Below are 15,086 nucleotides of genomic sequence, written 5' to 3'. Positions count from 1 at the left end.
ATTTTAGATTTTAGATTTACTCCACAGATGAATCTGGGAGATTGAACTTTAGTCTAAAATCTAAAATTTTTGGTTCTCCACCACTTAAGTCGATTTTAGATTTTAGATTTTAGATTTTAGATTTACTCCACAGATGAATCTGGGAGATTGAACTTTAGTCTAAAATCTAAAATTTTTGGTTCTGCACCACTTAAGTCGGGGGCTTATCTGCGTTTTTTGACCCGTCAAAAAAATCTATTGTTGAATACCCGTTCTGCGGTTTGAACCGTGAGATTTTTGAGTAAGCCGACCATCGACAACCAGCCGAGCGGTCGAAATTAATCGCTAAAGTTGGTTCATGCCCCGCTCCTGCAGGTTTGGCGCTAGATTTAGCCTGTGAATGTACAAAAAGGCTTAAAGTCTTGAACAGAAGCAATTTTCACCCAGCCCGCGTTGCTGGTTGACAAGCGCGGCGAGCGACTAAAGCGCTCAAGCCGCTGCGGCTTCTATAACAAGCAATTATAGCGTGAAACGACACATCCCGATCGAGAGCCGAAGGTGAAATATTCCACCACAGCTCCCCTATTTTAACCATAACCCAGGATTAGCTGACTGCGCTGAACCTGCAAAAGCTGAATTTCCTGCTGGCTGACTTGTTCGAGCATGAAAACAATATGTTCTGGCTTGAGCAAGTTGCCGTCGTTGCGACAACTGCCGGTAAAGCGCAAGACGGCTCTACCTTCGGATGTACCACCAGAGGCAGATGCGCTGCTTTCTGGTTTCTGCTCTACAAGTTCTAGTTTGTGCAGCCGATCGCGCAAATTGACATCCTGAGTCTTTCCCGACTTAGTAGTGTGCACCCGCCAAAAAGCCTCTGTTTGGGCGATCGTCTTGACCCACTCTTCCCAGTTGGCAACGGTCGCGACGGAGACAGCCGCAGAATTCTCCCGGTCTAATTCGCCATTTTCTGCCAACGAGCCCGCTACAGCCACAGTAATCAGGTACTCCGCTGCTTCCAACAACTGATTAGCAGAAGGAGCTTTGAGATCGATCGGCTCAACCTTGTAAATCGGAATATTTTCCGGCAGCTTAGCCACCAACTTTTCCCGAAAACTCTCAGCATCGATCGGCTCAGTCAGCTCAAAGTCGGCAATTTCTCCAGTGCTGGTAACGCCCAGAGGCAGGGCATTTGCCAGAGAAATCCGAGGACTCGGGTGGAAGCCGCCGGTAAACGAAATCGGCAAATCGGCTCGGCGAACTACTCGATCGAACAATCGGAGCAAATCCAAATGACCCACCAAAGCCATATCGCCCACCTTCCCGAACCAAACCCGCAAACGCTGTTTCCGCTCTGTATTCGGCACAAATTCGCCAGCAAACTCGGGAATTGGCAGGGCATCCACAACCACATTGTGTCCGAAATCAGTGCCGCAAACCCCGCAGCGCGAACACCCTTCAAAGGAACAGTCGGGAACCGTCGCTGCTTCTAAAGCCTTTTGCAAGTCAATTTTCAGCCAGTTTTTGTCGATCCCCGTGTCTAAGTGATCCCAAGGTAAAGGTTGATCTAGGGAGAGGGGGAGAGTGGGGGAGAGGGGGAGAGTGGGGGAGGGGGAGAGGGGGAGAGGGGGAGAATTGGGAAAATCTTCCTTGATTTCTCTTCCTTCTGGCTTCTTCCTTCTGGATTCTTCCTTCTCCTCTTCCTTCTCAAAAAGATTCCACTCGCCGCTTTCAACTTGGCGGTATTTCCAGCTAAGGCCCGATTCATCGATCGCCTGAGTCCAAGCTTTGTAAGCCCGATCCAAACTTTCCCACCACGCATCCATACCCGCGCCAAGTTCCCAAGCGCGGCGGACTACAGCAGCCAAACGCCGATCGCCCCGTCCGACAAAATCCTCCATTGCCGAAATCCGCACATCTGTGTAATTCACTTTTACGCCCCTCATCCCCCGAAATTCGCCCTTCAAGAGTCTTTGCTTGCGGGAAAACTCAGCAGTAGAAACCGAGTGCCACTGAAAAGGAGTGTGAGGCTTAGGCGTAAAATTAGAAATTGTCAAGTTAAAATTCAGTCCCCGCCGGCCATCGAGTCTGCATTCCCGGTGCAGCCAGCGGACTGTTTCGGCGATGCCCAGAACATCAAAATCTGTTTCCCCGGGCAAACCGATCATAAAATACAGCTTGATTTTATCCCAGCCGCGATCGACCGCAGTTTTGACACCCCGGAGCAATTCTTCGTTTGTCAAACCTTTGTTAACGATATCGCGCATCCGCTGCGTACCAGCTTCCGGGGCAAAAGTCAAACCGCTTTGCCGCGTGCCGCCGAGAATGTCGGCAATGTTATCGTCAAATCTGTCAACCCGCTGGCTGGGTAGAGACAGAGAGATATTTTTATCTTTCAGGCGGTTTTTGATTTCCATCCCGACTGCTGGGAGTGCCAGATAGTCGGAACAACTCAGGGAAAGCAGGGAAAATTCGCTGTGCCCGGTGGCTTTCATCCCAAGTTCGATCGCCTCTACGACTTGCTGGGGTTCGACATCGCGCGCGGGGCGAGTCAGCATTCCCGGCTGACAGAAGCGGCAGCCGCGGGTGCATCCCCGGCGGATTTCTACTGTCAGTCTGTCGTGTACTGTCTCGACGTAGGGAACTAGCCCGATCGAATAAGCTGGGATGGGGGTCGCCACGCGGCGCAGAATTCGATCGGGAACTTGCGGGCGGTTGGGGTGAACAGAACCGTCGGCCGCCATATCGTAAAATTGCGGGACGTAGACACCGGGAATTTGCGCTAAATCCAGCAGCAATGCTTCTCGGCTCAAATTATTAGTTTTGCCTTCTGCCAAAATCAAGCCAATTTCCGGCAGCAATTCTTCTCCATCTCCCAAAGCAATGAAGTCAAAAAAGTCAGCGTAGGGTTCGGGGTTGGAAGTTGCCGTTTGCCCGCCAGCAAAAATCAGCGGCATTTGACCGTTTTGGTCATTTGTCGCTCTTTCTTTCCAAGTTAGGGGAATGCCGGCCAAATCCAGCATTTCCAGAATGTTTGTTGCTCCGAGTTCGTAGCTGAGGCTGAAGCCCAGAATATCAAATTCTGTGAGCGATCGCCTGGATTCTACGGCAAACAGGGGAGTTTTGGTCGTTAGCGCAGCCCTCGGAGAGGATCGCAGTTTTGCTGCCAAGTCTGGTGCGGGCAAATAAGCTCGATCGCACAACTGTCTCGGCAAAGCGTTCAAAATGTTGTAAAGGATGATGTGTCCCAGATTGGAAGCACCAACTTCATACAATTCTGGGTAGGTGAGCACCCAGCGCACAGACGCCCCATCCCAAGGCTTGCGCGCAGCCCCCAACTCGTTTCCCAGATAACGAGCAGGCTGATTAATTTCTGCTGTAAGTAATTCTTCGACTTTTACTGCCACGGCTCGACTCGCTAAATATTTGCGACTCTTAAGCAGCCTACCTTAAAATCTGCCAACACGCCAACGACAGTCCTCTGTGTTTTCGGGCATTTAACCGAATTTGCTGTGTTTTGTTGCTTGTTTTCGCCTTCTTAGCAGCCTCTACCTGTGTTGTTTTGCGCAGGAGTTTTCGGCTTCAAAGCTATCGACGTTTTCAAATATCTCAAAAACTCGATCGAGTTGACTGAGTTCCAGAACCATCCTAATCCCGGCGGATACCGAGCAAATACTAAACCTGCGCTTCATTTTTTTCGCCTGCTTGAGGCCCGAAACCAATGCCATCAAACCGGCACTGTCAATAAATGTTACTTCGCCAAAATCTACGAGTACCGCTACAACCCCGGGGGCTGCAATTGCTGTCGTTAGTTGCTGTCGGAATTCTCCGGCTGTGGCTGCATTCAGGTGGTCTAGGGGTCGAATCACTGTAATTGGTCGATCGGCAAGAAGTGTCTGCATATATCAAACCTATGGTTGCTGCGTATTTTCAACTACTGTGCTAGAAGAAGGTTGTAAGCCTAAACCTACTTGATACCTCCGAGCCTAACTTGCTCTGAGGGAAACCGACCAGTTGTTTTCAGTATATTTACTGAATCTTTATTTATTAACTCTTTTTTATGAAATTTTCCGCAAGATTTGGGGAGGAAACGTAAGCTACTATACTATTTTTTATTTAGGCCAGCTTTCCGCAAGTTTTGGTAACTGTAAAAATTGCGATCGATCTTGTCCTAGCTGTTAGGTTAAAATGAACAATGTAATTGAAATCACTTATGAGTTCTGATTTAGATCACGCGCGCGATCGACCTTTCGGATGATAATTGAGCTGTACGGAGTTCTCCGAGCTACTATGCAAGCAACTTATCCTATTCGTCATCTTGTAGAAAAAGCCCTCTACATTAAGCAGTTAACGCCTGACATTGAAAACGAAATCAACTGCGAGCTCACCCGTTTGGGCTACATCTCGGATATTGATTATGAGGCTTTAGAGTTATTAATGGATGAAATGGATGCCGGCCGGGTGCAATTGGTATCTAGCCGTCGATAGTTGGAACCGGGCGGCCAGTCCAAATCAAACAGCGAAACAAAATCCTTGCACGGCGGGAAATAGACGAGTGCTAGAAGCATTGACGGCACGGTATTTTTCTGATGAAGCACCGATTTGCTGAACTTGATATTTGAGCAGATACAGTTAAGGACGATCGTCCCTGCACCTCATACCATTTTAGATTTTAGATGGGGAATACTGATGACTATCAGGGTTTGGAGCGCGGGCCAACAGTTGCATTCTTTTTTGAAACTGCTACCAGTATCAAAAACTACCAATTGTGACCTCAATTAAATATATAACTTTTGGGGATTGACAAATTAGCTCTATTTGTAAATTAGAGCAACCGCCAAGACGGTTAGGACATTCTTAATCGCTGAAAGCATTGCTGTTACTGCTTATTCACATCGATCTTCTTCCGACTTCCATCGGACTTCTGCTATATACTAAAAAAAACGTTTGTCGGCAGGACTATCCGATCGCTCGAATCCAAGAAAATTGCTTTGTAGTTAGGATTTCCGTCCTCAAAGTTGGCAAACAAAGTCAATCTAAAATCTCAAATCTAAAATCGTTCGATCTCCTCGCCAAAGTTGCCACCACCGCCACCAACTCAGCAGGATCGATCGGCTTGGACACGTGAATTTGAAAACCCTGCCGCAGCGCCCGCACCCGTTCCTCTACCCTACTGCGAGCCGTGAACGCCACCGCCGGAATTTCCCTGTCCACCACCAGCGATCGCACTTGCCGGAGCAGAGCTTCTCCATCTTCCGCCTGCATCCCAATATCGATCGCCAACACATCTGGATTCAGCCTTGCAATCGCCTCCAGGGCTTCCATTTCTGAGGCAGCAGTCTCCACCTCGGCCCCGCAATCTTCCAGCACTGTACGCGCAAAATCCAGGGAATCCCCGTCGAGATTGACCACCAACACCCGCACAGCAGAAAGGTTGGTACTGACAAAAGACTCATTTGCAGGGGATCGCGCCTTCCTTTGTCGAATCGCCAACTCGGACCCGGAAACTGAAAATCCGTCGCCATGAAACTGTTGAATTGGCAATCTCACCAAAAACCTCGCTCCTTGTCCCTTCCCGGCCGATTCGGCTTGCACCGTCCCCCCGTGCATTTCCACAAAATGGCGCACTAGGGCCAAACCCAAACCCAATCCGTTGTAAGGTCGCGTTGTAGAGCTGTCAGCTTGGGTGAACCGCTCGAAAACGTGCGGCAAAAACTCTGCCGCAATCCCTTCTCCCGTGTCGCTGACTGAGATTTCCACACTAGACAAATTTTCGATTCTGGCCGATTGCACGGGGGCCCGAGTCCCCTCCACCTTCCGCAGCGCCACCCTCACCTGTCCGCCATCAGGAGTAAACTTAACCGCATTCGACAGCAAATTCCACGCCACCTGCTGCAAGCGGCCGGAATCGCCCAAAATCCGCCCCGCAGTTTGGTCGAAATCCGTCACAATTTCAATATTTTTTGCCGCAATAGCGGGCGCGAGAGTATCGAGCGCAGCTTCAACAGTCGAAATCAAATCCACCCACCGCAAATTCAGCGACAGTTGGCCGGTAATAATCTGCGACACGTCCAACAAATCCTCGATCAGAGTTGCCAGCGATCGCGTATTGCGGTCGATCGTGGAGAGAGCCCCAACAGTCGTTTTTTGGTCAAACTTCCGGTTTCGCAGCAGTTGCGTCCATCCCAGCATCGCATTCAGCGGCGTCCGCAATTCGTGGGACAAAGTTCCCAGAAACTCGTCTTTAATTCGGTTCGCCCGCGCCAATTCCAAGGCTCGATCGTGCAGTTCTATTTCCAACTGCTTGCGAACCGTCAAATCGAGAACAAAAGCCGCAGCTTCTTGCCGCTTTTCCCCCAACAAAACATATCCGATCAGCACCGGAATCCGGCTGCCATCTGGTCTCCGGTATTCCTTTTCGTAGGGAGCGCAAACGCCCTTTGCCTTTGCCTCGGCGATGCCGATATCGTCCTGCGGTAGGGACTCCGGCGGTGTAATGTCAATCCAGCGAAGTTCCCCGCGCTGCAACTGTTCCCGCGTGTAGCCCACCATCCGCAAAAATTCGTCGTTAGCATCGCTGATGCCGCCGTCAACATCGCTGAAGAGAATTCCGATCAAGTTAGATTCTGCTAACATTCTCAGCTTTTCTTCGCTAGCTTTGAGTGCAACTTCTGCTTGCTTGCGATCGCTAACGTCTTGGATGTAAGCTGACAAACCAGAATCGGAAGGATAACAGCGCACCTTCAACCACTTATTCCATAACGGCACGAATTCTTCATACTCGATCGTTACCTTTTCTGCTAATGCTTTTGCAGCCATTTTGTAAGATGGGAAATCGACAGCCCAGGGCAATATATCCCAAACATTTTTACCTATCAGTTCCGCTTGTGACTTGCCGAAAAGCTCAATAGCTTTGTGGTTGACATAGGTGAAGTTCCACGTTGAATCCACCGCTATAAAAGCGTCGGTAATGCTTTCGAGAATGTTAGTAATTCGATCGTTTGCCGATTGCAGCGCTTTCGCTGTCTCTTCTGCTTGCTTGCGAGCCGCTTGTTCGCGGGACAAAGCAGCAGCGCGTTCTTGTTCTGCCTGTTTTCGATCGCTAATATCGATGTAAGAACCGATGTAACCTGCAAAAGTGCGATCGGGCCTGTAGCGGGGTACGCCCGTACCCAAAACCCAGCGGTACTCGCCGTCATAGCGTCTCAGGCGGTATTCCATGCGGTACTCGGTGCGGGCGTCGAAGGCTTTTTGGTAAATATCCAGACATTCTGGCAAGTCATCGGGGTGCAAGCTTTCCATCCAACCCCTGCCCATTTCTTGCGCCAAAGTTCTACCGGTAAACTCCAGCCAAACTTTGTTAAAGTAATCGCCAAGTTGGTCAGTGTCCGACATCCAAATCATTACCGGCGCGGTATCTGCCATAATCCGAAATCTCGCTTCGCTCTCCTGCTGCTGTGCTTCGGCTTGCTTGCGATCGCTCCGTTCTTGAACTTCCCGCAGGGCCCGCTGAATCGACGGCACCAGGCGTATCAAACGGCGTTTGAGAACGTAATCAGTAGCGCCGCTTTTGAGAGTTTCGATCGCCACTTCCTCGCCCAAAGTAGCCGACACAAAAATAAACGGCACTCCCGGACAAGTAGCGCGGGCGATTGAGAGCGCCGCTATCCCGTTAAAACAAGGCAGCATATAATCCGCCAAAATAATGTCATAACAGTGTTTTTCCAGTGCGGCGACAAAATCTTCCCGAGTTTCCACACACAGCAGAGAAAATTCCAGCCCGCCATCAACTAGATAAGCCTCGATCAGTTCGGCATCCAGCGGACTGTCTTCTACTAAGAGGATATTGAGCTTTTTCACAAAAATTCCTTAATATGTTTTACTTAAGTTTTTACTCAAAATCCATTGAATACTTCCATTATTTACTTATATTTATGTATCCAATGCAGGGAAACACAGGCATCTATCCCAAGATGGAGCTTTGCGAACTCGCTCTAATACCATTTCTCCAAAGTTATGCAACAGTATGGAGATCCCCCTAAATCCCCCTTAAAAAGGGGGACTTTGATTAACTCTTGTCCCCCCCTTTTTAAGGGGGGCTAGGGGGATCTCAATTGTTGCATTCTTTTTTAAAATTGGTATAATTCAGAAACCCGATTTCTTTAAAAAACCGGGTTTTTCATCACAACAGACAATTTAAATGGGTTAGTCTTGGACGCGCAAAAATCCGGTTTCTACGCAACGTACTTAGCCGTACCCTTACGGTAGCTAAGTATGTATTTGTTGTCAAGATTTGTCCATCTAATTTTTAATGACAGGCTAAGCGATCGACACAATACTAGCTCGATCGTAAGGCAATCTGTTAGTCGGCAAAACCTCCAGATTAATTTGCAGCGAATCCAAAGCCGGATTTTCGGCTAGGAGCTTTTGCGTCAAACTCTTATTAAGAATTTCCCAGAAATCCGTTTCATTTGGGTAATTAGTTAAGAAATTGTCGATGCTGTTATAAATCGGCACAAAGTCGGGATATTCATCCTGCGTAATTCCTGGTTTGTACTGATATTTGACATCAATATTGAGGTTATTCAAACCCTGGTGCTCTATGGAGTAATTAGGAATATTGAAATCCCACGCTTCGCCTAATTTACCATCTTGAGTGCGAGTCACTGTACTGCTGCGATCGTAAGGCAATCGATTCGTCGGTAAAACATCCAAATTAACCGTCACAGACGAAATTGCCGGATTGTCGGCAAGCACTTTTTCGGTCAGATTTTTGTTAACAATTTCCCAAAAATCAGTTTCGTTCGGGTAGTTAACTAAAAGATTGTCAATGCTCTTGTAAATCGGCACAAAATCAGGATACTGATAATTTTGAATCCCGTCTTTGTACTGATAATTTACATCAATATTCAGGTTGTTTAACCCTTGATGATTAATTGGGTAATTTGCCAGTGTAAAATTCCACTTCTGCGTCAGTTGAGCATCGGACGGAAAGAAAGCAATTCCTACTGGACGCTGTAGCTTGCTGTCGGGAGGGACAAAAATAGAACTGTTACTCGACCCAGGATTTCCCGATATTGGCAGCGGTTCGTCAGTCTTGCCACTGTACCGCAAAACAGCGCCGGCACCGTTAGCATTGGCGCGGTTGTCAAAGCCAACTGCAAACAAATTGCCGATCGGCGAAAAAGCCAAACTACCCACATAATTGCTACTGGGCGAAGTATCAGTATAATTGGTAGATAAAACCTTGACCAATTCCCCACTTGTTAAATTGTAGCGCCTGATATCGTTAGCAAAATCGCTCACATAAAGGTCGCCGTCAGCGGGCCCGATTGCCATTCCCAAAAGACTTGCAAATCCCTGACTCCGAGGCGAAGGATCGGGCGAAGCAAAGATACTGAACTGCCCCGTTTGCGGGTTGTAACGCAGCACCTGACTGGGGAAACTTGCGCTAAAATCAGCTTGACCCTCGCGAGCAACACTCCCCTCCGTTGTCACGTACAAATTGCCGTCAGGAGCAAACAGTAAACCGTTCGGGCCATTCAACCCTCCCGCTTGCTGATTTCCCGAAGCAAATACATCAATAAACTGTCCTGTTTTGCCGTTGTATCGGAGAATTTTGTCGCTCAAAAAACTGCTGACATAAAAATTACCGTCAGGGCCAAAAGCTAAACCGTAAGGACGAAACAATCCGCCAGTTTCATCGGCCGCCGTATTCGGATTATCAGCGACAAACTTGTCAATAAATGCGCCCGTAATTCCGTCATACCGCAATACCGCAGATGCTGTCTGTTCTCCCGAATTTCCGGGCTTGTCGCCGCTAGCAACGTAAATGTCCGACTTACCATCGCCATTGCCATCTGGCCCAAAAACGATCGTATCTGGATTGGACAAACCACCGCTTCCGAGTGGAATAAATTCGCCTAGATAATTGCCGGTATTGCCGTCAAACCGAAGTACATTATTTCCTCTGGTATTGCCAACGAGGAAAGTTCCTTGAGGATTGCTGGGTTGAGTGCGAGTAACTTTGCTGGTGCGGTTGTAGGGCAAGCTTTGGCTTGGCAAAACGTTGAAATCGATCTTAATTGCCGCCAAGGCAGGATTTTCGTTGAGGATATTTTGAGTCAAGTTGTTATTGACAATTTCCCAAAAATCTGTTTCGTTCGGATACTCGGTTAAAAAGTTATCAATGCTTTTATAAATTGGCACAAAATCGGGATATTCTTGTTGCGTAATTCCTGGCTTATACTGGTAATTGACATCGAGATTGAGCTTGTTCAATCCTTGGTGATTGATTGCGTAGTCTTTGACTGAAAAATTCCAATCTTCTGTGATTTTGCCCGATTGACTGCGGAAAACTGTACTGGCGCGATCGTAGGGCAATATCTCCGTTGGCAAAACTTCAAGTTGAATCGTAACATCTGTCAGTACCGAATTTTCATTTAGCACCTTTTCGGTCAAATTTTTGTTAAGAATTTCCCAAAAGTCTGTTTCGTTCGGGTAGTTAACTAGGAAGTTATCAATACTTTTGTAAATTGGCACAAAATCTGGATACTCGTTTTGGGTAATTCCCGGTTTTAAGTCGTAACCAACTTTGATGTTTAGGGTGTTTAAACCTTGGTGGTCGATGGTATAATCTTTAAAGTCAAAAGCCCATTTTTCTGAAGGTAATAGGGAAGAAGTTCGGGATTGCGCGAGTTCTGGCCCGCCACTACTATCACCCACAGCATCGTTAACAGCAAAATCCATCCCTGTCAGTTCGTCTCTCTGAACTTGACTGGAGATATCGGTCTGGGATTTTAGACTACTATCAAATTTAAGATTGTCGTCTGCTGACGATTGGAGGCCGAAGTCGGTGAATGGCTCAAAAAGGTCGTTAGCGAAGCCCTCGTAGAGGATCGCACTATTAGTCGCAGCCGCAGCCAAATCTGGTTTTTGAGTGAAAGTGCTGGTATCAAATAAACCATTGGTATCGCCGACGGCAATTTTGCCGATCCGATTTAAGCGATCGAACTTACTGCCAAATAAGTCTAGTATTTCCGCTGAAACACCCGCCACATTTCCCTGAATCTGGTTTTCTTCAAACAGTCCTGCTGTCTTAAACATAAGCTATTTTTTTTGATACTCCCGCCACCGGAAATGAATTTGACTATATTTTACAGTTTTTCAAAAAATAGTCAAATAGTCTAAAAAGTACCTTATATTTTACAAAAATTAAACTTAAAATCTGTATATTTTACAAAAATTAAACCTAAAATCTGTCACTTTTCTAAATCACAGCCCTTTCGGCTTGTTCCGCAAAAATTTGATTTTCCCGCCAGGGGTGGGCGCGATCGCGGTACGATCGCCACGGATCTTGTTCTAAGCTGTTCTGCATTTATTAAACTGCATATAGCGGTTCTCAAAAAAGTGAGGTATGCCCTATGCCCTATGCCCTATGCCCTATGCCCTATGCCCTATGCCCTATGCCCAGTCGTACCTCATCTTTCTGAGAAAGGCTATATTTCAATGCCGTATTCCCCAGCCGTCAACTCCTCTCCCCATCAGACCTTCTCCCCCTCTCCCCCTCGAACACAATAGACAATCTAGGATGGTGCAGCAGAGACGCCCACCGTAAAAACTCATGTGTGGAAGAAGCCCAAAAGCCCTTTACAGGAAACGCCCCGACTCCCGCAGCCTCAACGCTGCTGTGAGCTTATTTGTTAAGTCCGAGCTAAATTGTCTTAAAATATACAATAGGGTAAAGTGTTTCAGGGATCGCGCATATTTTTAAAGACAGCCACTAATTTGCAATAATTCTTTACAATACAAGTACAGCACAACAAGTTACTACCACCTAACTCTTCCCTGAAGAAAGGGCGCCCAAAGGTCGGATAGAAGACAATAAAAATGGTGACTTTCACTCTTCGCCCGTGCAGTTTCTTTAGTCTCAGGTTTGTTCACGTTATTTGCAGCCAGTTACGAGGAGATTTGACCCGCCGTGCTCCAACGCATCAAACAAGACTTAAAAAACGACCTAATCGCAGGTCTGCTGGTAGTGATCCCCTTAGCTACCACCATCTGGCTGACAATCACCGTCGCCAGTTGGGTCATCAATTTTCTCACCAAAATTCCCAAGCAGATCAACCCTTTTGACGGACTCAACCCGATTTTGGTAAATCTGCTGAATCTCTTAGTAGGGCTGGCTGTACCCCTGCTGAGCATTACAATCATCGGTTTGATGGCCCGCAATATCTTTGGAAGATGGTTGCTAGACTTGGGCGAACGCCTGTTGCAGGCAATTCCGCTAGCGGGTTCGGTTTACAAAACCCTCAAACAACTGCTGGGAACTATCCTCAAGTCCAATGACAAGTTTCGCCGGGTGGTGTTAGTAGAGTATCCCCGGCGGGGAATCTGGACTTTGGCTTTTGTGACCGGTACGATCGAGAGTAACGATATTCCGCCTCATTTGTCCGGCGAAAGCCCGATCGGCATTTTCATCCCCACCACTCCCAATCCCACCACCGGATGGTACGCTATAGTCCCGGAGGCAGATGTAGTCACTTTGTCAATGTCGATCGAAGATGCCTTTAAAGTCATCATCTCCGGCGGCATCGTCAACCCCAACAACTCAGTTGCAGTCACCAACGACAAACCCCCGGGCAAAACACTCGAACCCTTGGTATCCGAATCAAGATACCAGCCTGTCCCAGTGGAAGAAGATTAAAACAAGACATCAATCTGTAGGGTAAGGTTTAGCGGGTTGGAAACTCTAAACTTTCCCAATAACAGATAATATTTGTCCAAAACCTGCCCTGAAACAATCGTGACTGAGGGCGGGTTTTTTACGAGTTTTTCTGGTGAACTACCACACATCAACTGCTACGCAGTATGATCTGGGCTTCCCAATTCAAGGGCAACCGCCTCTACAGCAGTAGACTTTCGCCCATACTGTTTTGGTCTTACATTGCCTCCAAGGGTAGTAACGCTGGTTCCCAACGCCAATATCCGTAAGCCTTCGTTTCTAATGTTGATAGCCGCATTTATGTCTCTATCGTGTCGCGATTGGCAGTGGGGACAGTTAAATTCACGGACTGATAGATCCATTTTTGGTATTGGCAACAAAGTATTTGAGCAAAGATGTGACGAAGGGAAAAATCTACCTACTTCTAGGTAAACTTTGCCTTCTGCCTCTGCTTTGTACTTGAGCATAGTGCAGAACATCCCCCAACTAGCATCACTTATTGCTTTGGCTAGATTGGGATTCTTGACCATGTTCTTTACTGCCAGATTTTCGACAACAATAACTTGGTTTTCGTTGACTATCTTACGGGATAGTTTATGTCGGAAATCTTCACGCACTCTGGCTATTTTTGAATGCACCTTGGCAACAGCCCGTTTAGCTTTGCGACGTTTGTTAGTCGTCTTATCCTTTTTACGAGATAGCTGACGCTGTTTGCGTTTGAGGTTGCGTTCGTGTTTCTTGATATGTCTGGGATTTTGATACTTTGAGCCGTTAGATGTGACAGCAAAATCAACCAGTCCCAAGTCTATGCCGATGGCTTTACCCTCTTCACTGGCTGTCGGTGACTCCTGCCCATCCTCCATTAACAAGGAAGCGTAATAACGACCGTCAGGCATTCTAGACACCGTGACAGTTCTTAATTTGCCAACAGTATCACGATGAATTTTGGCTTTTACGATGCCAAGATTTCCAGGGAACTTAATCGAGGATTTACTCAGAATTTTGACGTTCTGAGGATACTGCATTGATTGTCTACCCTGACGCTTTTTGAATGTAGGGTACTGTGCTCGACCATCAAAGAAATTGATAAAAGCTTGAGACAGATTCAGACAAGAAGATTGGAGGCATTGGGAATAGCATTCTTTGAGCCACTCATAATCCTTTTTCCAAACTGGTATCTGTTTCTTCATTGTTAAGGCAGAGATACCCTTGCCAGTTTCCTTGTAGGCCTGGGACATGGTAGCAAGAGACTGATTCCACACCCAACGAACACAGCCAAAGGCCCCGGCCAAATGACTTTGTTGTTTTTTGCTGGGATAGATTCTGACCTTGACCACCTTTAACACAATGTTTTTACCACAGTTGTCATAACCATGATAACATTGAGCCAGCGATAGAGCAATGGATTTGCGATGCCTGCTCGCGCTTCGACTTCGCGGTTCCTGAGCGAAGTCGAAGGGCAGGATAAACTCCGTCGAAGGCTTCGTTTTTTCATACACCGCCTCAATCAAAGAGAGAATCGTTTTTAAATTTATTTGGCGGTGCAATTGTCAACTCACTCGACTCTCATCCCCAGGCTAAGTCGAGTACGACTATACTGTGGGGATTCCCGTCTGCCTAGCTAAAGTCCAAGTCTATGCTCTCAAAGAGCGCCTAGCAATCTCAACAATTCCTAAATTCCTAAATTCCCAATTCCTATCTAAAAACTATGAAAAAAGCCCGCGAAACAGCACGCGAACTCGCACTCCTCGGCATCAGCCAACTGCCGGCGAATCCAGAACTCTTAGAAGCCAAGAAACTCCAAGATGTCGTCCTCGCCGCCATCCGCACCCTGACAGCAGAAGTTCAAGAAGCCCTAGAAGCAGCAGCCTCCGAAGTGCAGCGGGGTAGCGACAAACTGCTATCTAGCGAAATCCGCGCAGCCGATATCCAAAGTGCTAGAACAATGGTGCGGGAAGCAGTCGAACTCACCCAAACCGCCATCAACCGTCTCGGTTCGGCAATGGAGTTTCCAGAACTGATCCAGCTAGCCAACCAGCAAGATGTCCGCACCTATGCTTTGCAAATCCTGACGAAAGTCAGCGCCAACCGCCCTCAAATTGACGAATTGCTCTCGGAAGCGCTGGTAGACTGGCAAATAGAACGGTTGCCCAGGATCGATCGAGATATCATAAGAATTGCGATCGCCGAAATCCTGTATCTCGGCTTAGCCGAACAAGTCAGCGTCAGCGAAGCCGTCCAACTCGCAAAACGCTACAGCGGCGACGAAGGACATCGCTTCATCAACGGAGTCCTCCGCCGAGTAGTCGATAAAATCAATGCAGAAGCTGTTACTCAGTAGTCAGTAGTCATTAGTCAGTAGTCATTAGTCATTGGTCATTAGTGA

General features: G+C 47.5%; 9 protein-coding genes. 3 read left to right on the top strand and 6 right to left on the bottom strand.

Annotation, left to right across the window (positions count from 1 at the left end):
* Positions 1–418: 418 nt before the first annotated feature.
* From QUA02_RS08830 to QUA02_RS08820, 3 genes are all read right to left on the bottom strand, one after another.
* Positions 419–574, bottom strand: a complete 156-nt coding sequence (locus QUA02_RS08830; RefSeq protein ID WP_333026764.1) for a hypothetical protein — start codon at positions 572–574, stop codon at positions 419–421.
* On the bottom strand, positions 567–3,383 hold the full coding sequence (locus QUA02_RS08825) for a TIGR03960 family B12-binding radical SAM protein (protein WP_333026763.1): 2,817 nt from the start codon (positions 3,381–3,383) through the stop codon (positions 567–569). Before QUA02_RS08825 ends, QUA02_RS08830 begins: the two co-directional genes overlap by 8 nt.
* A gap of 141 nt (positions 3,384–3,524) precedes the next feature.
* A complete protein-coding gene (locus QUA02_RS08820) occupies positions 3,525–3,878 on the bottom strand; it encodes an STAS domain-containing protein (protein WP_333026762.1) in 354 nt (117 codons plus the stop codon).
* Between the two features lie 388 nt (positions 3,879–4,266).
* Between QUA02_RS08820 and QUA02_RS08815 the strand changes: the two genes are divergently transcribed.
* Positions 4,267–4,464 (top strand): hypothetical protein, encoded by a 198-nt coding sequence (locus QUA02_RS08815; protein WP_333026779.1) that lies wholly within the window; start codon positions 4,267–4,269, stop codon positions 4,462–4,464.
* 543 nt (positions 4,465–5,007) lie between these two features.
* On the opposite strand, the gene QUA02_RS08810 is transcribed toward QUA02_RS08815, so the two are convergent.
* Together QUA02_RS08810 and QUA02_RS08805 are read right to left on the bottom strand one after the other, a co-directional pair.
* Complete coding sequence (locus QUA02_RS08810) at positions 5,008–7,836, bottom strand: PAS domain S-box protein (protein WP_333026760.1); 2,829 nt, start codon at positions 7,834–7,836, stop codon at positions 5,008–5,010.
* A gap of 459 nt (positions 7,837–8,295) precedes the next feature.
* Positions 8,296–11,082 (bottom strand): Vgb family protein, encoded by a 2,787-nt coding sequence (locus QUA02_RS08805; protein WP_333026759.1) that lies wholly within the window; start codon positions 11,080–11,082, stop codon positions 8,296–8,298.
* A gap of 874 nt (positions 11,083–11,956) precedes the next feature.
* On the opposite strand from QUA02_RS08805, the gene QUA02_RS08800 reads away from it, so the two are divergent.
* The gene (locus tag QUA02_RS08800) at positions 11,957–12,682 is read left to right on the top strand and encodes a DUF502 domain-containing protein (RefSeq protein WP_333026757.1); all 726 of its coding nucleotides are present in this window, start codon (positions 11,957–11,959) and stop codon (positions 12,680–12,682) included.
* A gap of 155 nt (positions 12,683–12,837) precedes the next feature.
* On the opposite strand, the gene QUA02_RS08795 is transcribed toward QUA02_RS08800, so the two are convergent.
* The gene (locus tag QUA02_RS08795; protein ID WP_333026778.1) at positions 12,838–14,046 is read right to left on the bottom strand and encodes an RNA-guided endonuclease InsQ/TnpB family protein; all 1,209 of its coding nucleotides are present in this window, start codon (positions 14,044–14,046) and stop codon (positions 12,838–12,840) included.
* A gap of 362 nt (positions 14,047–14,408) precedes the next feature.
* Between QUA02_RS08795 and nusB the strand changes: the two genes are divergently transcribed.
* The gene (gene nusB / locus QUA02_RS08790) at positions 14,409–15,041 is read left to right on the top strand and encodes a transcription antitermination factor NusB (protein ID WP_333026756.1); all 633 of its coding nucleotides are present in this window, start codon (positions 14,409–14,411) and stop codon (positions 15,039–15,041) included.
* The last annotated feature ends 45 nt before the right edge of the window (positions 15,042–15,086 follow it).

Source organism: Microcoleus pseudofavosus SVA1_A4 (assembly GCF_036700565.1).
Taxonomy (GTDB): Bacteria; Cyanobacteriota; Cyanobacteriia; order Cyanobacteriales; family Microcoleaceae; genus Microcoleus.
The sequence above is the reverse complement of the archived record's forward strand: the minus strand, read 5'-3'. Positions and strand labels throughout refer to the sequence as shown.